15 protein-coding genes are annotated in these 21,631 nt (G+C 72.9%); 7 read left to right on the forward strand and 8 right to left on the reverse strand.

All coding sequences use genetic code 11. The features are described from left to right. Positions 1 to 391: 391 nt before the first annotated feature. Together typA and ABZZ17_RS06065 are read right to left on the reverse strand one after the other, a co-directional pair. Positions 392 to 2,296, reverse strand: coding sequence for a translational GTPase TypA (gene typA, locus ABZZ17_RS06060; RefSeq protein WP_356872505.1), 1,905 nt, complete (start codon positions 2,294 to 2,296; stop codon positions 392 to 394). Positions 2,297 to 2,666: 370 nt separating this feature from the next. After that, positions 2,667 to 5,138 (reverse strand): ABC transporter family substrate-binding protein, encoded by a 2,472-nt coding sequence (locus ABZZ17_RS06065; protein ID WP_356872507.1) that lies wholly within the window; start codon positions 5,136 to 5,138, stop codon positions 2,667 to 2,669. A 365-nt stretch (positions 5,139 to 5,503) separates the two neighbouring features. Between ABZZ17_RS06065 and ABZZ17_RS06070 the strand changes: the two genes are divergently transcribed. The 7 genes from ABZZ17_RS06070 to ABZZ17_RS06100 all read left to right on the forward strand — a co-directional run bounded on the left by ABZZ17_RS06070 (position 5,504) and on the right by ABZZ17_RS06100 (position 14,659). Further along, on the forward strand, positions 5,504 to 5,728 hold the full coding sequence (locus ABZZ17_RS06070) for a hypothetical protein (protein WP_356872509.1): 225 nt from the start codon (positions 5,504 to 5,506) through the stop codon (positions 5,726 to 5,728). Between the two features lie 119 nt (positions 5,729 to 5,847). Then, on the forward strand, positions 5,848 to 6,672 hold the full coding sequence (locus ABZZ17_RS06075; RefSeq protein ID WP_356872511.1) for a hypothetical protein: 825 nt from the start codon (positions 5,848 to 5,850) through the stop codon (positions 6,670 to 6,672). A 1-nt stretch (position 6,673) separates the two neighbouring features. After that, positions 6,674 to 8,575 (forward strand): fumarate reductase/succinate dehydrogenase flavoprotein subunit, encoded by a 1,902-nt coding sequence (locus ABZZ17_RS06080; protein ID WP_356872513.1) that lies wholly within the window; start codon positions 6,674 to 6,676, stop codon positions 8,573 to 8,575. Further along, positions 8,572 to 9,348 (forward strand): succinate dehydrogenase/fumarate reductase iron-sulfur subunit, encoded by a 777-nt coding sequence (locus ABZZ17_RS06085; RefSeq protein ID WP_356872515.1) that lies wholly within the window; start codon positions 8,572 to 8,574, stop codon positions 9,346 to 9,348. The genes ABZZ17_RS06080 and ABZZ17_RS06085 overlap by 4 nt, the downstream gene beginning before the upstream one ends. Before the next feature lie 68 nt (positions 9,349 to 9,416). After that, positions 9,417 to 11,684 (forward strand): protein kinase, encoded by a 2,268-nt coding sequence (locus tag ABZZ17_RS06090; protein WP_356872517.1) that lies wholly within the window; start codon positions 9,417 to 9,419, stop codon positions 11,682 to 11,684. 118 nt (positions 11,685 to 11,802) lie between these two features. After that, entirely contained in the window at positions 11,803 to 13,863 is a 2,061-nt protein-coding gene (locus tag ABZZ17_RS06095; protein WP_356872856.1) for a TPM domain-containing protein, read from the forward strand. Positions 13,864 to 13,915: 52 nt separating this feature from the next. Next, a complete protein-coding gene (locus tag ABZZ17_RS06100) occupies positions 13,916 to 14,659 on the forward strand; it encodes a PspA/IM30 family protein (protein WP_356872519.1) in 744 nt (247 codons plus the stop codon). Between the two features lie 55 nt (positions 14,660 to 14,714). On the opposite strand, the gene ABZZ17_RS06105 is transcribed toward ABZZ17_RS06100, so the two are convergent. The 6 genes from ABZZ17_RS06105 to ABZZ17_RS06130 form a co-directional block, all read right to left on the reverse strand. Then, positions 14,715 to 17,276 carry a SpoIIE family protein phosphatase gene (locus ABZZ17_RS06105; RefSeq protein WP_356872858.1) on the reverse strand — a complete coding sequence of 854 codons (2,562 nt, stop codon included), beginning with the start codon at positions 17,274 to 17,276 and terminating at the stop codon, positions 14,715 to 14,717. Positions 17,277 to 17,489: 213 nt separating this feature from the next. Continuing rightward, positions 17,490 to 17,918 (reverse strand): ATP-binding protein, encoded by a 429-nt coding sequence (locus ABZZ17_RS06110; protein WP_356872521.1) that lies wholly within the window; start codon positions 17,916 to 17,918, stop codon positions 17,490 to 17,492. Positions 17,919 to 18,072: 154 nt separating this feature from the next. After that, positions 18,073 to 18,507, reverse strand: coding sequence for a (deoxy)nucleoside triphosphate pyrophosphohydrolase (locus ABZZ17_RS06115; RefSeq protein ID WP_356872523.1), 435 nt, complete (start codon positions 18,505 to 18,507; stop codon positions 18,073 to 18,075). Between the two features lie 66 nt (positions 18,508 to 18,573). Then, positions 18,574 to 18,768, reverse strand: a complete 195-nt coding sequence (locus tag ABZZ17_RS06120; RefSeq protein ID WP_267012425.1) for an SPOR domain-containing protein — start codon at positions 18,766 to 18,768, stop codon at positions 18,574 to 18,576. A 160-nt stretch (positions 18,769 to 18,928) separates the two neighbouring features. Beyond that, positions 18,929 to 20,611, reverse strand: a complete 1,683-nt coding sequence (locus ABZZ17_RS06125) for a hypothetical protein (protein WP_356872525.1) — start codon at positions 20,609 to 20,611, stop codon at positions 18,929 to 18,931. Between the two features lie 194 nt (positions 20,612 to 20,805). After that, positions 20,806 to 21,558 carry a GntR family transcriptional regulator gene (locus ABZZ17_RS06130; protein ID WP_356872527.1) on the reverse strand — a complete coding sequence of 251 codons (753 nt, stop codon included), beginning with the start codon at positions 21,556 to 21,558 and terminating at the stop codon, positions 20,806 to 20,808. Between the last annotated feature and the right edge of the window lie 73 nt (positions 21,559 to 21,631).

Raw genomic sequence — 21,631 nt, forward strand, 5'->3', positions numbered from 1 at the left:
GACCGTAAACCACACTTAAGTGGTCTCGTTTTCACAACATCACCGCATGGCGAAAACCCGAAATCCGGACAAACGGATAGGAGACAGACACGTGCGAAACGGACGGTTAGCTCACCTTCCGGAGTGTCACGGTCGGTATGCGGACACCAGAACGCAACAATCCGCTTGACAAACGCGAACGGCCCCTCCCCACACCGTGTCGGTATGGGGAGGGGCCGTTTCCAGCCGTACGACTTTTCGACAGTCGATCGGGCGGCCGCGCTCCCGCTGCGGTACCGCGCCGACGGTACCGGAGCACCCTCGGGTCCCGCTCGGGTCCCGCTGGGGTCCTACTGGTCCTGCTCGCCCGCCACTCGGCGGACCTCGCCCGCTACTTGGCGGGCCCCGCCCGCTACTTGGCGGACTTGGCGCGCGACGCGGTGCGCGAACGGTCCTTCTGGTCCAGGACGACCTTGCGGATGCGGACCGCCTCCGGGGTCACCTCGACGCACTCGTCGTCGCGGCAGAACTCCAGGGACTGCTCCAGGGAGAGCTTGCGCGGCGGCACCACGTTCTCGGTGTTGTCCGCGGAAGCCGCACGCATGTTGGTGAGCTTCTTCTCCTTGGTGATGTTCACGTCCATGTCGTCGGAGCGCGAGTTCTCGCCGACGATCATGCCCTCGTACACCTCGGTGCCGGGGTCGGTGAACAGGACGCCGCGCTCCTGAAGGTTGATCATGGCGAACGGCGTGACCGCACCGGCGCGGTCGGCGACCAGCGAACCGTTGTTGCGGGTGACCAGCGGGCCGAACCACGGCTCGTGGCCCTCGTGGATCGAGTGGGCGATGCCCGTGCCGCGCGTACCGGTCAGGAACTCGGTACGGAAACCGATGAGACCGCGCGACGGGACGACGAACTCCATGCGGACCCAGCCGGAGCCGTGGTTCGACATGTTGTCCATGCGGCCCTTGCGGACGCCCATGAGCTGCGTGACCGCGCCCATGTGCTCCTCGGGGACGTCGATCGTCATGCGCTCGACCGGCTCGTGCACCTTGCCGTCGATCTCCTGCGTGACCACCTGCGGCTTGCCGATGGTCAGCTCGAAGCCCTCGCGGCGCATCTGCTCGACCAGGATGGCGAGCGCGAGCTCACCACGGCCCTGGACCTCCCAGGCGTCCGGGCGCTCGGTGTCGAGCACGCGGAGGGAGACGTTACCGACCAGCTCGCGGTCGAGGCGGTCCTTGACCTGGCGGGCGGTGACCTTGCGGTCCTTGACGGCGGACTTGGCGTCCGCGCCCTTGCCGCTGCCGCCGCGGCCGACCATCGGGGAGGTGTTCGTACCGATGGTCATGGAGATCGCCGGCTCGTCCACCGAGATCAGCGGCAGCGCGATCGGGTTCTCCGGGTCCGCCAGGGTCTCGCCGATCATGATGTCGGGGATACCGGCGACGGCGCAGATGTCACCGGGGCCCGCCACCTCGGCCGGCTTGCGGGTGAGCGCCTCGGTCATCATCAGCTCGGTGATGCGGACGTTGGACTGGGTGCCGTCGCGCTTGATCCACGTGACGGTCTGGCCCTTGCGGAGCTCGCCCTGCTCGACGCGGAGCAGCGCGATGCGGCCGAGGAAGTTGTCGGCGTCCAGGTTGGTGACGTGGGCCTGGAGGGGCGCCTCGTCGTCGTACACCGGGGCGGGGACGTGCTCCAGGATGGTGGAGAAGAACGGCTCCAGGTTGTCGCTGTCCGCGGGGACGGTGCCGTCCTCCGGCTTGGTCAGCGAGGCCACGCCGTCACGGCCGCAGGCGTAGACGATCGGGAACTCGATCTGGTCCTCGTCCGCGTCCAGGTCCAGGAACAGGTCGTAGGTCTCGTTGACGACCTCGTCGATCCGGGAGTCCGGGCGGTCCGTCTTGTTGATGCAGAGGATGACCGGCATCTTCGCCTGCAGGGCCTTGCGCAGGACGAAGCGGGTCTGGGGCAGCGGACCCTCGGAGGCGTCCACCAGCAGGACGACGGCGTCCACCATCGACAGACCGCGCTCGACCTCACCACCGAAGTCGGCGTGGCCGGGGGTGTCGATGATGTTGATCGTGATGGGCGCCCCGCCGTCCTTGGGGTGGTACTTCACCGCCGTGTTCTTGGCGAGGATCGTGATGCCCTTCTCACGCTCCAGGTCGTTCGAGTCCATCATGCGGTCGTCGAGGTGCTGGTGGGCGGCGAAGGCACCGGCCTGCTTGAGCATGGCATCGACGATGGTCGTCTTGCCATGGTCGACGTGGGCGACGATGGCGACGTTACGGATGTCGTGGCGCGTGGGCACTTCGGCGCTTCTCCCGGGATCGTGGATGGCGTCGCGTACGGCCTGGCACGCGCGCCTCGACCGGGCGAAAACCTGCCACGGCCTTACCCCATCGTACGTCGGCTGGCGGGAACCGCCTGCCGGGGGGTCTGTCAAGAGGCCGGACGACTGAGGACGGCCGGGTGTGGGGTGGGGAGTCCCGGCTGTCGGTGGAGCCTGTGTTCATGCGGGTCAACGGGTATCCACGACCTTGCCCGCCGGGTCTCCGGCGGGCAAGGGACTTGAGTCACTTCTGAGCTTGTGACCCGTGGGTCACCCGGTACTCCACCCCTTTGTCACCACTTCTTCTCCGAAGGTACGCATTCTGCGAAGGTACGTCCGCCGCAGTCCGCTACTTCTTCTTGTCCTTCGCCGAGGCGGGCTTCTTCCAGCCGATGTCCTGGTACCTCGGCGCTCCGAGGCCGAAGGCGCCGGCGTTGACCAGGCCGGGCTTGGCCGCCACCAGCTCGGGGCGCTGGTAGAGGGGTACGGATCCGGCGGCGGCCCAGATGCGGGCGTCGGCCTTGCGCATCAGCTCGCGGGCCTGCTTCTCGTCCAGTTCGCCCAGGGCCTGGTCGAAGAGCTGGTCGATGTGGTCCGTGCCGACGCGGGTGTAGTTCTGTTCGACGAGGAGAGAACCGTCGGCGGCCGGCTCCGGCTTGGCGAAGATCGGCCGGGCGTCGGTGGCCGGGTAGGCCGTCGCGGGCCAGGAGTACAGGGCCAGGTCGTACTGGCCCGAGGCGATGTGGTCCTTGAAGAAGCTCTCGTCCGCGACCTTGGTGATCTCGGTGCCCACGCCGATCTTCTGGAGCATCTGGGCGATCCGCTCGCCGACCGTGCGCAGGGACTCCGAGCCCGGTCCGGCCGGGAGGACGAAGCGCAGGGTGAGCTGCTTGCCGTCCTTGGCGAGCATGCGGCCCGAGGTCCGCGCCGTCTGCTTGACGGGGGCGGGGGCCGGGCTGGCCTCGGCGGGCTCCTTGCCGTCGTCGGTGGCCTCGGCGTCGCCGTCCGCCTCCGCGTCCGCGGTGCTCTTGGCGTCGTCGACGGCCTCGGCCTGAGCCAGCAGCGCGTTCTCCTGCTGGGCTGCGAGGGAGGCCGGGGCGAGGGCGGCGGCGGGCCGGCTCCCGGGGGCGCCGGGGGCTCCCTCGGCTCCGGGCCCTCCCGGGGCGAAGGCGTCGGCGTCGACGATCTCCCCGTCGAGGCCGTACGCGGATCCGTCCGGGAGCGCCGGCAGGTCCGCGGCGGGGCCACCGGGCCTGCCGTGGGCGGCCTCGTGGTCGCCGGGGGCGGCCTGGGCCGGGCGGAGCCGGGCGCGGGCCGCCAGCTGCGCGGTCGCCGAGCGCAGGTCGCCGTTGCGCCCGTCGTCCTGGCCGACGATGTAGAGGCCGTCGTTGCCGGTGCCCGGGCCCGAGGACGTCGAGGGGGTCTTCGAGTCGTCCTGTCCGGAGACCTCCGGTCCCGCCTTCGCTCCGGCCGGTTCGGTGAGCTTGCCGCCCCGGCGCCAGCCCGCGTCGGCGAGGAGGGCCTGGGAGGCCTGGGGGTCCTGGCCGCCGAGGGCCTCGCTGTTGTCGGCGTACGCCTGCTGCCCGGCCAGGGCCAGGTGGCTGCCGACCGGCTTCGCGGGCAGGCCGAGCGGCTTGAGCACGGCCTCGGCCAGCGCCTTGCGGTCCAGGGCCCGGGCCACCGCGCGCCGGACCCGCTCGTCCGACAGCGGGCCGGAGGCGCCGTTCATGGCCAGCTGGGTGTAGACGGGCTCCAGGGACTTGCGGACCTTGAAGGTGCGCAGGGCGGCCTGCTCGTCGGCGTACTTCTTGGTGGCGTCGGCGCTCTTCTGCCGGAGCTCCTGCTCCTCGCGGGCCTTGGTCTCGTCCGCGCCGTGGGCCAGCGCCCAGGACAGGGTGGCCTGCGCCGGCGTCAGGGCCGCGCCGGGGCCGTGCGAGCCGTTCACGCGCCCGGCGTCGCGGTGGGCCAGGGCGATCCGGTCGGCGCCGGCCCGGTCGATCTCCCCCAGGTCGATCTTGCCGGCGGCCAGCGCGGCCGGCCGCTCCGCGCGGGGCACCGCCGTCAGCACGAGGGTGTCGAGCTTCGCGGGGTGGCCCCACCAGCGCGGGTTGCGGGTCAGCGCGGCGGTGCCGGTCTTCTTGTCGATGGCCCCGAGGGCGAAGGGCCCGGCGGTGACCTTGAGGGTGCCGCGGGCGCCCTCGTTGAAGGCGTCCGGGGAGCCGGTGACCTGCTTCGGGTACAGCGGGCTGAACAGGGAGCGCCAGTCGGCGTAGGGCTTGGAGAAGGTGACCTTGACCTCCAGGTCGGTCTTGCCCTTCTCGATCTTCTCGATCCGGTCGTAGCCGGCGTTGCGGGCCGTCCAGTACGCCGAGTCCTTGCCGTTCAGGGCCCGCCACTGGGCCACGAAGTCGGGGGCGCCGATCTCCCGGCCGTCGCTCCAGACCGCCTGCTGGTGCAGCTTGTACAGGACGACCTGCTTGGGCTCCCGCTCGACGACCTCGGCCTTCTCCAGGTAGTCGGGATTGGCCACGGGGCGGCCCTTCCCGTCCAGGACGAACAGGTGGGGCAGGACGGCGCCGGCGATCCGCGAGGTGGTGGCGTCCGCGTCGGCCTGGAAGGTGTTCAGGGTGTCCGGGAGGCCGTCCACGGCCCAGCGCAGAACGCCGCCGTCGGTGACCCGGTCACGGGCCGTCGTCGCGATGTCCGGTCCCGCTGCGGCCGGTCCGCCTTCCTCGTCGCCCGCGCCGCAGCCCGCGAGGAGCGGCAGTGCGAGGACGCCCGAGGTCAGGAGCGCCAAGGACCTGCGCGTTCTCTGGGACATGGGTGGTACCTCCGGAGCGGGGCGTGGTGGGACGCGAAAGATGGGGGTCAAGATCACGTTCGGCGGTATATGGAGCTGATCACACTGGTGCCGAAACCCACTGAAATAGACGGCCCCCCGGGTGCCCCGCAGCCGGAGCGCGCCACGCCGCGAACCCCACCCGGGCGGACCAATCCGGCTTGCGGCGCGAGCGGCGTTCCCCCGCACGAGGGATGAAAACGGGGTCGGGGAGGGGGCGCACGGTTCACGCCTGCACGCCCGGAATCGCTGCACGTCTCTTCACAACCGGGGACGGGAGGCGCGACACTCTCAGGCGCCCATGAGCACGGTCACGGTCACCGTACCCGCGGAAGTGAGGGCACATCATGTCCCTGCAAGATGATCTGAGCGCCGTACGACGCAACCTGGACGAGCTCGTCCGCTCGGTGGAGCGGCTGGAGCGGGACGTGGCCCGGCAGGGTCCGGCCGCCGCCTCCAGGCAGCCCGACCGGTCCGCGATGGTCACCGTCCCGGACACCCCGTACGACAGCACGCTCTGGACGGACTCCGACGACGAGGGCCTCGGAGCCCGCGACCGCCGCGCTCCCTGACGCGCCGCCGGACCGCCCGTACCCCGTACCCCGTACCCACCCCATCTGGCCCGGCGGCGCCCGTACGCGCGGCGCCGGGTCTCCTGGGCCACCCCTCGACACTCCACCCGGAGTTCTCCTTGGCCACAGGCACGGAACCACCCCAACAGCGGCCCGGCGGGGTCCACGGCCCCTCCCGGGCCGCGATCGCGGCCCGGCACCTGCGGACCGACCGGTGGTGGCTGTCGCCCGCCGGCACCGCGGCCGGGCTGCTCGCCTTCATCGCCTACTCGACCTGGCGGGCCTTCGCCAACGCCCACTACTACGCGGCCCCGTACGTGTCCCCCTTCTACTCCCCCTGTCTGGCGGAGAACTGCGAGCGGATGCGCGGCGGCCCCAACCTCGACCTCTTCGGAAGCTGGTGGGGCCTGTCCCCCGCCCTGCTGATCCTGGTCTTCCCGCTCGGCTTCCGGCTGACCTGCTACTACTACCGGAAGGCCTACTACCGCGGCTTCTGGGCCTCGCCGCCCGCCTGCGCCGTCGCCGAGCCGCACGCCTCGTACACGGGTGAGACCCGCTTCCCGCTGATCCTTCAGAACGCCCACCGTTACTTCTTCTACGCGGCGGTGCCGGTCGCGGCGATCCTCACCTACGACACGGTGCTGACCTTCCGCGACGCGCGGTACGACTGGGGCCACATGGGCCTGGGAACGCTGCTGTTCCTCGTCAACACCGTGCTGATCTGGGCGTACACCCTGTCCTGCCACTCCTGCCGGCACATCATGGGCGGCCGCCTGAAGCACTTCTCGAAGCATCCGGTGCGCTACCGCCTGTGGGGCTGGGTCAGCCGGCTCAACACCCGCCACATGCAGCTGGCCTGGGCCTCCCTGATCAGCGTGGCGCTGTGCGACTTCTACGTGTACCTGCTGGCCACCGGCACCTTCGACGACCCGAGGATCTTCTGACATGGCTCAAGTCGACCGGCAGCAGTGGGACGTGGTCGTGGTCGGCGCGGGCGGCGCCGGGCTGCGGGCCGCGATCGAGGCCCGCGAGCGGGGCGCCCGTACGGCCGTGATCTGCAAGTCCCTCTTCGGCAAGGCCCACACGGTGATGGCCGAGGGCGGCATCGCGGCTTCCATGGGCAACGTCAACGACCACGACAACTGGCAGGTCCACTTCCGCGACACCATGCGCGGGGGCAAGTTCCTCAACCAGTGGCGGATGGCCGAACTGCACGCCAAGGAGGCCCCGGACCGGGTCTGGGAGCTGGAGACCTGGGGCGCGCTCTTCGACCGCACCCCCGACGGGCGGATCTCGCAGCGCAACTTCGGCGGGCACGAGTACCCGCGCCTCGCGCACGTCGGCGACCGCACCGGCCTGGAGCTGATCCGCACCCTCCAGCAGAAGATCGTCGGCCTCCAGCAGGAGGACTTCAAGGAGTACGGGGACCACGAGGCCCGGCTCAAGGTCTTCCAGGAGTGCACGGTCACCCGGGTGCTCAAGGACGGGGACCGCGTCTCGGGGACCTTCTGCTACGAACGCGAGTCCGGCCGTTTCTTCGTCCTGGAGGCCCCGGCGGTGGTGCTCGCCACGGGCGGGATCGGCAAGTCCTTCAAGACCACCTCCAACTCCTGGGAGTACACGGGCGACGGGCACGCGCTGGCACTGCTCGCGGGCGCACCGCTGCTGAACATGGAGTTCGTGCAGTTCCATCCGACCGGCATGGTCTGGCCGCCCTCGGTCAAGGGCATCCTCGTCACCGAATCGGTGCGCGGCGACGGCGGGGTGCTGCGCAACAGCGAGGGCAAGCGGTTCATGTTCGACTACGTCCCGGACGTCTTCAAGGAGAAGTACGCCGAGTCGGAGGAGGAGGGCGACCGCTGGTACGAGGACCCGGACCACAACCGGCGGCCGCCCGAACTGCTGCCCCGCGACGAGGTGGCCCGGGCCATCAACTCCGAGGTCAAGGCGGGCCGCGGCTCGCCGCACGGCGGGGTGTTCCTCGACGTGTCCACCCGGATGCCGGCGGAACGGATCCGGCGGCGCCTGCCCTCCATGTACCACCAGTTCAAGGAGCTGGCGGACGTGGACATCACCGCCGAGCCGATGGAGGTCGGCCCGACCTGCCACTACGTGATGGGCGGGATCGCCGTCGACTCGGACACCGCCGCGACGGTCGGGGTACCGGGCCTGTTCGCGGCGGGCGAGGTCGCCGGCGGCATGCACGGCTCGAACCGGCTCGGCGGCAACTCCCTGTCCGACCTGCTGGTCTTCGGCCGGCGGGCCGGGCTGCACGCGGCGGAGCACGCCGCGGCCTCCGCCGCGCGTCCGGCCGTCTCCCAGGCGCAGGTCGACGCCGCCGCGGCGGAGGCGCTGGCCCCCTTCCACGCCGACGGGGGCGCGGAGAACCCGTACACGCTCCACCAGGAGCTCCAGACGACGATGAACGACCTGGTCGGGATCATCCGCCGCGAAGGGGAGATGGCCGAGGCGCTGGAGAAGCTCGCGGGACTGCGCGTACGGGCCGCGCGCGCCGGGGTCGAGGGGCACCGGCAGTTCAACCCGGGCTGGCACCTGGCGCTGGACCTGCGCAACATGCTGCTGGTCAGCGAATGCGTGGCCCGCGCGGCCCTGGAACGCACCGAGAGCCGGGGCGGGCACACCCGCGAGGACTGCCCGGCGATGGAGCGGAGCTGGCGGCCCGTGAACCTGCTGTGCCGGCCGGTGGACCCGGAGCCCGCGGACCCCGCGGCCGGCCGGATCGCCCTCGTACGCACCCGCACGGACCCCATCCGGCCCGACCTGCTCGCGCTGTTCGAGAAGGAAGAGCTGGTCAAGTACCTCGCCGAAGAGGAGCTCTACGAGTGACTACCTACGATGCCGCCTTCCGGGTCTGGCGCGGCGACGCGGAGGGCGGGGAACTGCGGGACTTCACCGTCGAGGTCCACGACGGCGAGGTGGTCCTGGACATCGTGCACCGGCTCCAGGCCACCCAGACCCCCGACCTCGCGGTGCGCTGGAACTGCAAGGCGGGCAAGTGCGGCTCGTGCAGCGCCGAGGTCAACGGCCGGCCCCGGCTGATGTGCATGACGCGGATGTCGACCTTCGAGCGGTCGGAGACGATCACCATCACCCCGCTGCGGGCCTTCCCCGTCGTCCGCGACCTGGTCACGGACGTGTCCTTCAACTACGCGAAGGCGCGGGAGGTTCCGGCGTTCGTACCGCCGCGGGGGGTGGCGGCGGGCGCGTACCGGATGCAGCAGGTGGACGTGGAACGCTCGCAGGAGTTCCGCAAGTGCATCGAGTGCTTCCTGTGCCAGGACACCTGTCACGTGGTGCGCGACCACGAGGAGAACAAGGAGGCCTTCGCGGGTCCGCGCTTCCTGATGCGGGTCGCGGAACTGGACATGCACCCCCTGGACGCGGCCGCCGAGACGGGCCTGGACCGCAAGCGCACGGCCCAGGAGGAGCACGGGCTCGGCTACTGCAACATCACCAAGTGCTGCACGGAGGTGTGCCCCGAAGGCATCAAGATCACCGACAATGCGCTCATCCCGCTGAAGGAACGGGCCGTCGACCGCAAGTACGACCCGCTCGTGTGGCTGGGCAGCAGGATCCGCCGCCGCTCCGACCCCCTGTAGTTCACTTCGCCGTACACAATGCCCCCTGGGACGCGTTGACGTGGAGTCAGGGGGCATGCGCGGTGCGTGTGGGGGATCATCTGGCGGGCCGCTACCGGCTGGACCGGCGGCTCGGCCAGGGCGGCATGGGCGAGGTGTGGCGCGGGCACGACCTGAGCCTGGGGCGGTCCGTGGCGGTGAAGCTGCTGCTGGAGGCGGCGGCGAACGACGAGGTGGCCGCGCGGTTCCGGCGCGAGGCGACCATCGGGGCGCGGCTCCAGCATCCCGGGATCACCGTAGTGCACGACGTGGGCGTGCACGACGGGCGGCTCTTCATCGTGATGGAGCTGCTGCCCGGCGAGGACCTGGCGTCGGCGCTGGCGCGTGCGCCGGGCGGGCTGCCCGCGGCGCGGGCGGTCGACCTGGCGGCCCAGACGGCGGAGGCGCTGGCCGCCGCGCACGAACAGGCGGTGGTCCACCGGGACCTGAAACCGGCCAACCTCTTCCTGCTGCCCGGCGGCCGGCTCAAGATCTGCGACTTCGGCATCGCCCACTCCTCGGACGCGACGGCGGGCTGGACGGTCACGGGCCGCGTGTTCGGCACCCCGGAGTACATGGCGCCCGAGCAGTGGCGGGGCGAGCCGGTGGACGCCCGGTGCGACCTGTACGCGCTGGGGTGCGTGCTGTACGCGCTGCTGCGCGGGGCGCCGCCCTTCCGCTCGGCGCAGGGCCCGTACGCCCTGATGCTCCGGCACGTCGAGGAGGCGCCGCCGGAGCTGCGGGTGGAGCCGCGGCTGGCGGCGCTGGCGCGGTCACTGCTGGCGAAGGCCCCGGCGGACCGGCCGGGGTCGGCGGCGGAGGTGGCCCGGGCCCTGCGGGCGCTGGCGGCGGGGGCCGCCGCGTGGGCGGGGGACCCGGCGGGGCCCGCGGCTGACGCGGACCCGGCGCAGGCGCCGGGGGCGGGCCGGGCCCCCGGGGGACCTGACCCGGGGTCCCCCGGCGGCTCCCCCGGCGACCCCGTACGGGCGACCCCTGCCGGAGGGGACCCCGCCGGGGAGAGCCCCGACGTCGACGGCCTCACGGCGGCGCCCCCGACACGAGCGCGGCCGACGCCGGTTCGGGTGGGCGCGGACCGGGCGGAGCCCGACCGGGGCGGGACGGAGTCGGCGGGGCCCGGCCGGGAGGGGGCGGACCCGGCGGGGCCCGGCCTGGGCGGGGGTACGGCGGCGGCGCGGGACCGGGTGGGGGCCACCGTGGGGGGCCGCTCCGGCCGAGGGGGCACGGCCGGGGCCCCGCGGACCGCCGTCGCACCCGGGGAGCGGCTGTGGCGGTCCCCCGTCCGGCCGCAGGCCCTGTACGCCGCCGGGGACAGCGTGGTGTGGCGGGCCGGCCAGGAGGTGGGCTCGGTGTGGGCCGGCACGGGGGCGGCCCTGTGGACGGCCCGCGCCGACGAGGGCGTGCCCGCCTCCGGGCGGCCCGCCGCCGCGGCCGTGTCCTGCGCGGCGGACGCGGGCTCGGTGTACGTCGCCGTCGCCGGGCAGGAGGGCGGGGGCGTGCGGGTGCTGGCCCGGGAGGCGGGGGACGGCCGCGTGCGCTGGTGGCGGGACCTGCCGGAACCCCCCGCCGGGCGGACCCCGCCGCTGACCGTGGCCGGGGGGCTGGTGCTGTACGGGGCGCGGGGCGGTCTCACCGCGCTGGACGGGGCGACCGGGGACACCGTGTGGCGGTACCCGGTCCAGGGCGCGGGCTCCCGCAGGCCGACCGTCTCGGGGGACTGCCTGGTCCTGGCCGACGGGCTGCTGCTCACCGCCCTGCACCTGGCTACCGGGCGGCCCCTGTGGGCCTGGCCGCGCAACCCGTACCGGGACGCGCCGGGGCTGCCCGGGGGTCCCGTGCACGTGACGGACGGGAAGACGGTGCGCGCGCTGCACCGGCGCGAGGGGCACGTCGTCTGGCACGTCGAGGCGGGCACTCCGGCGCCGACCGGGCTGCTCTGCCTGGACGGCACGGTCCACGTGGCCGCCCACCGCGCCCGGGAGGGCTGGGACACGGTGTCCGCGCTGGACGCGGAGAGCGGCGCGGTGCGGTGGCGCCGCCCCCTGGTGCGGCGTCAGGGCCCGTCCTGCGCGGTGGAACTGCTGGGGGTCCGGCGGGACCTGCTGTACGTGAGGTCCGCGGACGGCGGCCGCGGCGGGCTGCTCGGCCGCACGCCCCGGCCGCCGTTCCTGGCCGGGCTGGACGCGGCGAGCGGGGAGCTGCGGTGGCAGTGGGAGCACGCCGCTCTCGGGAGCGCGGTACTGACCGCCGACGCCGTCGCCGTGGCGCTCCCGGAACTGACGGCGGTGGCGGTCCCGTAGGCCGTGACTCCGGGTGCGGGCACGCCGATCCGCCCATAATCTCCGAAATGTGACTCCGCCCCCCTGCAGGACGACGAGGCGCTCCGCCGCCCGCATATCCCTGCGCACCGGACTGGTCCTGGCCGCCGCGCTGCTGGCGTTCGGCGGGTGGGGCGTGGCCGGGGCGCCCGCGGTCCGCGCCGAGGATCCCGTCACCCTGTCGCAGCAGGGGCAGGTCACCGACCGCGTGGGCGCGCTGGGCGACCGGCTGCCCGCGGTGACGGCCGCGCTGGACGAGCTGTACGCGCAGCGGCGGATCCAGCTCTTCGTGACGTACGTGCGCGACTTCTCCGGGCGCTCCGCGCAGAGCTGGGCGGACGCCACGGCGCAGAAGAACGGCCTCGGTCAGAACGACGTCCTGCTGGCGGTGGCGACCGGGGCCCGGCAGTACGCCTATTCGGCCGACACCCAGTCCGGTTTCACGCAGCAGCAGCTCGACGACGTCGCCCGGACGGCCATCGAGCCCGCCCTGAAGCAGAACGACTGGGCGGGCGCCGCGATCGGCGCGGCCGACGGGTACGCCGCGGTGCTCGGCGGGCAGCCGGTCCCGGTACCGGCCATCACCCCCGGCGAGGCCGACCCGGGCGGGACGGGCGGGGAGAGCGGCGCGGGCGACTTCGTGCTGCCGGTGGTCGCCGTCGGCGCGGCCGGGGCGCTGGGCGCGTACGCGTACCGGCGCCGCAAGCGCGGCAAGGGCGGCGGCCGCGGTACGGAGACGACGCACACGGGCTGGGACGGCCGGAGGGCGGAACCGGAGCCGCTGCCGGCGCTCGACGCCCGGGCGAAGGCGCTGCTGGTCGCGACGGACGACGCGGTCCGCACCAGTACCGAGGAACTCGGCTTCGCCTCGGCGCAGTTCGGCGACGAGGCCGTCGGCACCTTCACGGAGGCCGTGGCGTACGCGAAGGACGAGCTGACGCACGCGTTCCGGCTGCGCCAGCAGCTCGACGACGCCTATCCGGAGGACGACGCGACGCGACGCCGGATGCTGGACGAGATCGTGTCCCGGTGCACGGAGGCGAACCGGCGCCTCGACGCCGAGTCGGAGGCCTTCGACCGGCTCCGGGACCTGGAGAAGAACGCCCCGCAGGCGGTGGAGACCGTCGAGGCGCACTTCCGGGAGCTGACCGGACGTACGACGACGGCGACGGCGACCGTGACGGCGTTGACCGGGCGGTACGCGGACTCGGCGGCGGCGCCGGTGGCCTCCAACCCGGAACAGGCCAAGGACCGGCTGCTGTTCGCGACGACCCACCTCGGCGAGGCCCGGGCGGCGCTGCACGACGGGGAGAACGGCAGGGCGGCCGTGCACGTACGGGCGGCCGAGGGCGCGGTGGACCAGGCGGCGACGCTGGTGGACGCGGTCGAGCGGCGGGCGCAGGAGCTCGCGGAGGCCGCGGGGAAGCTGCCGGGCGCGCTGACGGAGACGGAGACCGACCTCGCGGACGCCCGCGGGCTCCTCACGGGCACCACGGAGGGCACCTCGACGGCGGACCTGCGCGGCCGCATCGGCCGGGCGGAGGCCGTACTGGCGGACGTGCGCCAGGAGCAGGCGGCCGGACGGTACGACCCGATCGACGCCCTGCGCCGCGTGGAGGAGGCCGACGCGGCCCTCGACGACTCCCTGGCCGGGGCGCGGGAGCAGGAGACGGGCCGGCGGCGCGCGGCGGCCCTGCTGGACCAGGCCCTGCTGTCGGCCCGCAGCGCGATCGGCGCGGCGACGGACTACGTCACCACCAGCCGGGGCGCGGTCGGCAGTCAGGCCCGGACCCGGCTGGCGGAGGCACAGCGGCACCTGGAGCGCTCGGTGTCGCTGGCCGGGACCGACCCGGCGGGCGCGCTGTCGGAGGCCCAGCAGGCGGACTCCCTGGCCCGGCAGGCGCAGCAGCTGGCGGAACAGGACGTACGCGGCTACCAGAACCCGTACTCCGGCCCGCGCGCCGGCGGCGGCCGGGGCGGCGCCGTACTCGGCGGGATCATCCTCGGCGAGATCCTGCGGGGCGGCGGACGCGGCGGGGGCGGTTTCGGCGGCGGCTTCGGCGGCGGGGGCGGCTTCGGCGGAGGCGGGGGTGGCCGCGGCCCCGGTTCCTTCGGCGGCGGCGGCACGCGCGGCCGGATGGGCGGTGGCGGCCGTTTCTGACCGACGAGGCGGCCCGGCCGCACCCGACGTTCCCTCACCAGGAGAGACCCACATGAGCAAGCAGACCATCCTCGGCCGTGTCACCCAGCTCGCGAAGGCGAACATCAACGCGCTGCTGGACCAGGCGGAGGATCCGCAGAAGATGCTCGACCAGCTGATCCGCGACTACACGAACAACATCTCGGAGGCCGAGCAGGCGGTGGCCACGACCATCGGCAACCTGCGGATGCTGGAGGCGGACCACAAGGAGGACGTGGACGCGGCCGCCGAATGGGGCGGCAAGGCGCTGGCCGCCAGCCGGAAGGCGGACGAGCTGCGGGCGTCGGGTGCGGGTGACGCCGACAGCGCCGACAAGTTCGACAACCTCGCGAAGGTGGCCCTCGGCCGGCAGCTCCAGTCGGAGAAGGAGGCGAGGACGGCGGAGCCGACGATCGCCGCCCAGACGGAGGTCGTGGACAAGCTCAAGTCGGGCCTGGACTCGATGAAGAACAAGCTGACGGAGCTCCAGGCGAAGCGGGACGAGCTGGTGTCCCGGGCGAAGACGGCGCAGGCGCAGAACACGATGATGGACGCGGTGAAGAACATCGACGTCATGGACCCCACCAGCGACCTGAACCGATTCGAGGAGAAGGTCCGGCGGGAGGAGGCCATGGCGATGGGGAAGCAGGAACTGGCGGCGTCCTCGCTGGACGCGCAGTTCGAATCGCTGGAGGACCTGGGCAAGACCTCGGAGATCGAGGCCCGCCTGGCCGCGCTGAAGGCGGGCGGGGCGAGCGGGGCGGGCAGGGCGGCCTGAGGCCCGGCCCCGGGGGTGCGCCGGCCGCGACCGGCCGCGCACCCCCGGGCGCCGGCTACCCGTACATGCCGAGGAGCTGCTCCGCGGACAGTTCGGTGACGGCCTCTCCCACACCGCCCGGCATGGGCAGCGGGAGTTCGAACCAGACGGTCTTGCCCCGGTGGGTGCGCCGGGTGCCCCAGCCCGCGGAGAGCAGGCCGACCAGCTGGAGTCCGCGCCCGCCCTCGTCGGTGTCGCGGGCACGGCGGCGGCGCGGCTGGGCCAGGTTCGCGTCCCACACCTCGCACACCAGGGTCCGGTCCAGCAGCAGGCGCAGCCTGATCTCGCCCTCTCCGTACCGCAGGGCGTTCGTCACCAGCTCGCTGACCAGCAGTTCCGTGGTGTCGAGGAGTCCCTCCAGCCCCCAGGCCGGCAGCTTCGCCCGGGCCAGTTCCCGGGCGCGGCCCACCGAGCGGGCCTCGCGGGGCAGCTGCCAGTCGCCGACGGCGTCGACGGGCAGCCCCTGGACGCGGGCCATGAGCAGGGCGATGTCGTCCTCGCCGTGCCGGGTGTCCAGGGTGTTGAGGACGTGGTCGCAGACGTCCTCCAGCGGGCGCACCGGGTCCGCGAGGGCGTCGCGGAGTCCGCGCAGCCCCTCCTCCAGCGGGTGGTCGCGGGATTCGACCAGTCCGTCGGTGTACAGGGCCAGCAGCGCGCCCTCCGGCAGTTCCACCTCGACCTCCTCGAACGGCTCCCCGCCGACGCCGAGGGGCATCCCGGTCGGGATCTCCAGCAGCAGTCCGGGTCGGGGGGTGCCGCCCTCCTCCGCCGGTTCGACCAGCACGGGCGGCATGTGGCCCGCGTTGGCGATGGTGCAGCGTCGGGTGACCGGGTCGTAGACGGCGTACACGCAGGTGGCGAGGTACACCTCGGAGCGGTCGGCGTCCCGGGAGTGCAGGGCGGCCCGGGAGGCCTGCTGGGAGCCGCCGGGGGCGCCGAGGCCGCGCGCGACCTCGTCGAGGGCGGTGAGCACCTCGGCCGGTTCGAGGTCCAGCAGGGCCAGGGTGCGCACGGCGGTCCGCAGCTCGCCCATGGCGACGGCGGCCCGCAGTCCGCGGCCCATGACGTCGCCGACGACGAGCGCCGTGCGGTGCCCGGGGAGTTCGATGACGTCGAACCAGTCGCCGCCGACCTCGGTCGCCGCGTTCCCCGGCAGGTAGCGGCAGGCGATGTCGAGTCCGGCGGCTTCCGGGTCGCCGGGGGGAAGCAGGCTGCGTTGCAGTATCAGTGCCCTTTCGTGCTCCCGCCGGTAGAGGCGGGCGTTGTCGATGCAGACGGCGGCCCGTGCGGCCAGTTCCACGGCGACGGCCCGGTCCCGTTCCCCGAAGGGCTCGCTGCCCTTGGTTCGGGAGAACTGGGCGAGGCCCACCACCGTGTCGTGGGCGACCATCGGCACGATCAGCGTGGACTGCACCAGGTCGTCCGGTCCGGCGGCCGGGGCGAGCCGGGGCCGTGCCGTGCGCAGGGCCAGCGCGCCCGGCGAGGCGGCCGGATAGCGGTGGATCTCCCCTACGGAGACCAGCGCGCCGGGCCCCGACAGCGGGGCGTCCGACACGGCCGAGGCGAAGGCCACCCGGCGCAGCGGGGCGGACGGCGCCCGCCCGGCGCCCTGGCCGGGCAGGGAGGGCACCCCGGGGCCCTGCGGGCGTGCGGGCCGGTCGTCGTCGCCGAGCAGCAGCCCCTGGTAGAGGTCGACGGCGGCCAGGTCGCAGAAGCCGGGGACGGTGACGTCGAGGAGTTCCCGGGCGGTGGTCTCCAGGTCGAGGGAGTTCCCGATCCGGTGCCCGGCCTCGTTGAGGAGGGCGAGGTTGCGGCGCACCCCGGCGGCCTCGCGGGCGGCGAGGTGGCGGCGGGTGACGTCGGTGCCGAGGCCGGCGATGCCGATGGGCAGGCCGGTGCCGCCGTGGACCCGGTAGAGGTTGATGGACCAGTGCCGCTTCTCGCGGCTGCCCGGGGCCGCGCCGGTGATCCGCAGGTCGGTGACGGATTCGCCGGTCTCCAGGACCCGGCGCAGGGCTTCGGCCATCCGGTCGGCCTCGTGGGGCGGCAGGTAGTCGTGCACGGTGCGGCCGCGGTGCTCCTCCACGGCGCCGCCGAAGACGGTGGCGAAGCGGCGGTTCGCGCGCTGCACGGTGAAGTCCGTACCAAAGAGCAGGAAGCCGAAAGGAGATTGGCCGAATATCGCCTGCGAGGCGGCAAGATCGGATTCGATCCGCCGCAGCGCGCGGACGTCGACGACGACGCACAGCGCGGCCCGCTCGGCGGTCTCGGTCAGGGTCGGCATCACGTAGATCTCGGCCACGCCGTGCGCGCCGTCCCCGTCCGGGATCCGGAAGGGGATCAGGCCCGTCCACTCCTTGCCGTCGAGGATCTCCGCGACCTTGCGGTGCCCGTCGGCCCGCAGCTCGGGCGGCATGAAGGCCTCGACCGGATCGCGCCCGACCGCCTGGGCGGCGGTGAGCCCGAACAGTTCCTCGGCGCGCAGGCTCCATTGGTCGACGAGCCCGTCCGGACCGATCGAGAACGACGCGACCTTTATGTAGTCATATATCGAGCCAGGCGGGCTGCTGTGCCACAAGGAGTCGTGCCATGTCTCCCTGGGCACTCGGGCCTGATGTGCCTGCGCAGGTATCTCGCTCACGCGACCGTCCCCTCCAGCTCACCGCAACCGGACCGGCCATGGACCGAAGTATTCAGCACCACGGCCCCGGACGGCACGGCGTTCACGATCACAAAAAGGTCCCGTTGTTTTCGAGCCACGTCCGGTGATCGTCGGCCACCCTTCACCTTGTTACTCACCAGGAAGAGCCAACTCGAACCACACAGTCTTGCCCGATTTCCCGTGCCGGGTTCCCCAGCGCTGTGCGGAGACCGCCACGAGGTGCAGTCCCCGGCCCCCCTCGTCGTCCGGTTGCGCGACCCGCTCGCGGGGCGGATCCGGAAGCGGATCGGAAACTTCCACGAGCAGCGCGTCGGCGCCGGGCTGGTCCCCGGCGGCCGGTTTGCGCCGTACCAGACGGACCCCGATGGGGCCGGAGGCGTAGCGCAGGGAGTTGGTCACCAGCTCACTGACCAGCAGGACGGTCACGTCGCCGACGGAGTCCAGGCCCCAGGAGCGCAGGGTGCCGCGCACGGCGTGGCGGGCGGTGCGGACGGCACCGGGTTCGGCGGGGAAGGCCCATTCGGCACGTTCACCGTCTGCGTCGATCACGCCGATCACTTCCCGGGCCAGCAGCGACCCCAGTCCGGTTCGTCGGTGACGAAAGGGGGACGAGATAGGGATTAATAGCGACATACCCGATATTCGGGGCGTCGTACCACTCGATCCCCCACGCACCGGCGCACTGTGGCGCAGACGGCCTACAGCGGGAGCCTCACGCGCCCCGGTGCGCCCCGTCGTGCGGCTCCGGTGGCGTCGCGGCGCGCAGTCGGCGCCCGGCCTCGGCGACGGCGGGCCGGTCCTGGTCGAGCCAGTCGACGGAGTCGAGCTCCCCGGGCCCCAGCCAGCGCAGCTCGTCGTGGTCCTCCAGCGGTGCGGGCTCCCCCGACACCAGCCGGGCCGTCCACACGTGCAGCACGAGACCGGGCTTCAGCGGCCACTCCCCCGGGATGCGCTCCAGCGCCTCGGTCTCGACGCCGAGCTCCTCGCGCAGTTCGCGCACCAGCGCCTCGGGGACGGATTCGCCGGGCTCGGCCTTCCCGCCGGGCAGTTCCCACCGGCCGGCCAGCTCGGGAGGCGCACTGCGCCGGGCGGCGAGCAGGCGCCCGTCATGACAAAGGGCTCCGCCCACGACCACGCGTTCAGTCATGGGCGGAGCCTATGCCAGTGCTGCCGGCGTTCCGGCGGCCCGGTCTCCGCCGCCCGGCCGCCCGGCCTAGTTCGTCGTGGCCGTCTGGCTGCCCTGTCCGATCCGCTCGACCCAGTAGAGCTGCTTGTGTCCCCGGTCGTCGAGGCTGTCGACCACCTTCTGGGCCTCGGCCCGGGTGGGGTACCGGCCCACCCGGTAGCGGTTGCCGTTGTCGTCCTGACGTATGACCAGCCATGGGAGCAGGGCACCGCTGTCGTTCATCGCGCTTCACCCTCCGCCGATGTACCTGCCCAGGAAACCGCATTGCGCATATGCCCGAGCTTACGCCCGACCTTTACTGAGCGGATACGGTTTTTCACGAAGAGGTACCTAGGGGGCGTACGCATCCGGCCAGGCGTACGAACGGGCCGCGTACGCCGGTTCAGACCCGGCGTACGGAGGGCATCGGCAGGATCACCGCCCCGGCCTCCGGCGCCTTGCGGCAGACGTCGCCGCAGGTGGCGTCGAGGGAGCAGCACAGCGAGCAGATCGGTCCGGCCTGGGCCGGGCAGTCGGCGATGTCCGGGAGCTCGTACGCGGTCTCGCACACCGAGCAGGTGTGCGTGGCGGTGACGTCCGCGACCTCCACGCCGGGGCCGTTCACGGTGTTCGGCCTGGCCAGGTAGTACTTCCCGCGGGTCGCCCAGGCGATCAACGGGCACAGGAGGAGTGCGAGTCCGGCCGCGATGAAGGTGGAGAAGGCCTCGGCGTACGTCCCGAAGAGTCCGAAGAAGGCGAGGATCGACACCGTGGAGGCGATCACCATCGCGCCGAAACCCGCCGGGTTGACGGCGTGGAGGTAGGCCCGCTTGAACTCGATGTACGGCGGGCTCAGTCCGAGCCGCTTGTTGATCACGAGGTCGGCGGCCACGGCGGCGATCCAGGCGATGCCGACGTTGGAGTAGAAGCCCAGCAGCTTGCCGAGCATCGCGAACATGTTCAGCTCCATCAGCGTCAGCGCGATGCCGAGGTTGAGGAAGATGTACCAGACCCGGCCGGGGTGGCGGTGGGTGATGCGGGAGAAGAAGTTGGACCAGGAGAGCGAGCCGCTGTAGGCGTTGGTGACGTTGATCTTGATCTGGGAGACGATCACGAACAGCGCGGCGGCGGGCAGCGCGAACCCGCCGAGCCAGGGGCGCAGCGCCTCGATCTGAGGGGCGATCGGCTCCAGGGCGTGGGTCTTGCCGACCGCCTCCAGTGCGACGAACGCGAGGAAGGCGCCGCCGAGCTGCTTGGCGGCGCCGATGACCACCCAGCCGGGGCCCGCCGCGAGCACGGCGAGGTTCCACCGGCGGCTGTTGGCGGTGGTTCTGGCGGGCATGAAGCGCAGGTAGTCGGCCTGCTCGCCGATCTGCGCGATGAGCGAGAGGGCGATGCCGGTCCCGAAGCCGAAGCCGATCCAGGAGAAGCCCGGGCCGGCTCCTTCCGTACCGCCGAAGTGGGTGAAGGCGCCCCAGCTGCCGGGGGCCTCGAAGGCGAGCACCAGGAAGGGCAGCGCCAGCCCGACGAGCCAGACCGGCTGGGTCCAGGCCTGCACCTTCGCGAGGGCGCCCATGCCGCGGAAGACGACCGGGATCACGATGAGGGTGGTGACCAGGTAGCCGATCTCGACCGGCAGGCCGAAGGCCTGGTGCATGGCCTGGGCCATGATCGAGCCTTCGAGGGCGAAGAAGATGAAGGTGAAGGAGGCGTAGATGAGCGAGGTCAGGGTCGACCCGAAGTACCCGAAGCCGGCGCCGCGCGTCACCAGGTCCATGTCCAGCCCGTACGTCGCGCACGCGCGCGCGATGGGGATGCCGGTCAGGAAGATGACGGCCGCGGCGGCCAGGATCGCGGCGGCGCCGCTGGTGAAGCCGTAGGCGAAGACGATGGACGCGCCGATCGCGAAGTCGGCGAGGTAGGCGATCCCGCCGAGGGCGGTGCCGGCGACGGTGCCGGGTCCCCACCGGCGGAACGCGTGCGGGGCGTACCTCAGCGAATAGTCCTCGCGGCTCTCGTCGGCGGCGAGCTTGGCGTAGCTGCGGGCCGGCGGCGCGGGAGCGGGGGTGGTGGCGGTGTCGGTCATGGCGCCCGACGGTAGGGCCGCCACGTGACGGCCCGTCACTCCCCGGCGTTGCCCGGGCGTAACGCCCGCCCGCCCCGCGTCACCGCGGTGTGAACTCCCCCGCGACCCCCCGTCCGCTCAGCGGTACCCGGCCCCGGCCGCGTCGGCCCGGGGCGCGGGCCCCCGGGGACACCGCCGGGCCGGGCGGGGCGGGGTCACTTCACCGGCAGGTGGTACGCGAGGCGGTAGCGGTCGGCCGGGACGACGACGTCGGCCGTTTCCACCGCCCGTCCGGAGGCGAAGTAGGTGCGGCTCACCACGAGGACCACGTGCCCCGGGACCCCGCCGAGCGACATGATCTCCTCGGCCAGCCCCGGTCTCGCGCCGACCTCCTCGACCACGTTGTCCACGACGACGTCGATGGCGGCCATCCGGTCGACCACCCCGGAGCCGCCGAGCGGCCCTTCCTCCGGCAGCATCACCGGGGTCCGGCCGGTCACGGCGAGGGGCTCCCAGGAGGTGGAGAGCATCATCGCCTCTCCCGCGTCGCGGAAGACGTACCGCGTGCGCATGACCCGGTCCCCCGGTTCGATGCCGAGCCGCTTCGCGATCTCGGTCGGCGCCTCCGCCTGTTCGCTGTTCGACTCCCACGTGCCGCGCGCGCCCGTCTCCGCCTGCTCCTGCCGGAACGGCGTCGACGAGCCGCCCGTGCGGTAGCCGGAGCGCGCGACCCTGCGCGGTACGGGCTGCTCGCGCACGTACGTGCCGGAGCCGGAGCGGCCCTCGACCAGCCCCTCCGCCATGAGGACCTTGCGGGCCTCCAGCGCCACCGTGTCGGAGACCCCGTACTCCTCGCGGATCCGGGCCTGTGAAGGCAGCCGGGCGTGCGGGGGCAGGGACCCATCGACGATCTTCCGTCGCAGATCCCCGGCGACGCGCAGATAGGCCGGCTGCTCACCGAAAGTCACTGGCCACTCCCATCAGGTTGACAGACAGCTACACCCTGGCAACCGACGGTTGTGCAGCGCAAGCACGGGCCAG

This window comes from Streptomyces sp. NPDC006512 (genome assembly GCF_040611935.1).
In the GTDB taxonomy this organism is placed as follows: Bacteria; Actinomycetota; Actinomycetes; order Streptomycetales; family Streptomycetaceae; genus Streptomyces.

Coding starts and splice junctions, on each gene's coding strand:
- ABZZ17_RS06065 (WP_356872507.1), bottom strand. CDS start 5,138: ATGTCCCAGAGAACGCGCAGGTCCTTGGCGCTCCTGACCTCGGGCGTC.
- ABZZ17_RS06070 (WP_356872509.1), top strand. CDS start 5,504: ATGTCCCTGCAAGATGATCTGAGCGCCGTACGACGCAACCTGGACGAG.
- ABZZ17_RS06080 (WP_356872513.1), top strand. CDS start 6,674: ATGGCTCAAGTCGACCGGCAGCAGTGGGACGTGGTCGTGGTCGGCGCG.
- ABZZ17_RS06100 (WP_356872519.1), top strand. CDS start 13,916: ATGAGCAAGCAGACCATCCTCGGCCGTGTCACCCAGCTCGCGAAGGCG.
- ABZZ17_RS06115 (WP_356872523.1), bottom strand. CDS start 18,507: ATGACTGAACGCGTGGTCGTGGGCGGAGCCCTTTGTCATGACGGGCGC.
- ABZZ17_RS06120 (WP_267012425.1), bottom strand. CDS start 18,768: ATGAACGACAGCGGTGCCCTGCTCCCATGGCTGGTCATACGTCAGGAC.
- ABZZ17_RS06125 (WP_356872525.1), bottom strand. CDS start 20,611: ATGACCGACACCGCCACCACCCCCGCTCCCGCGCCGCCGGCCCGCAGC.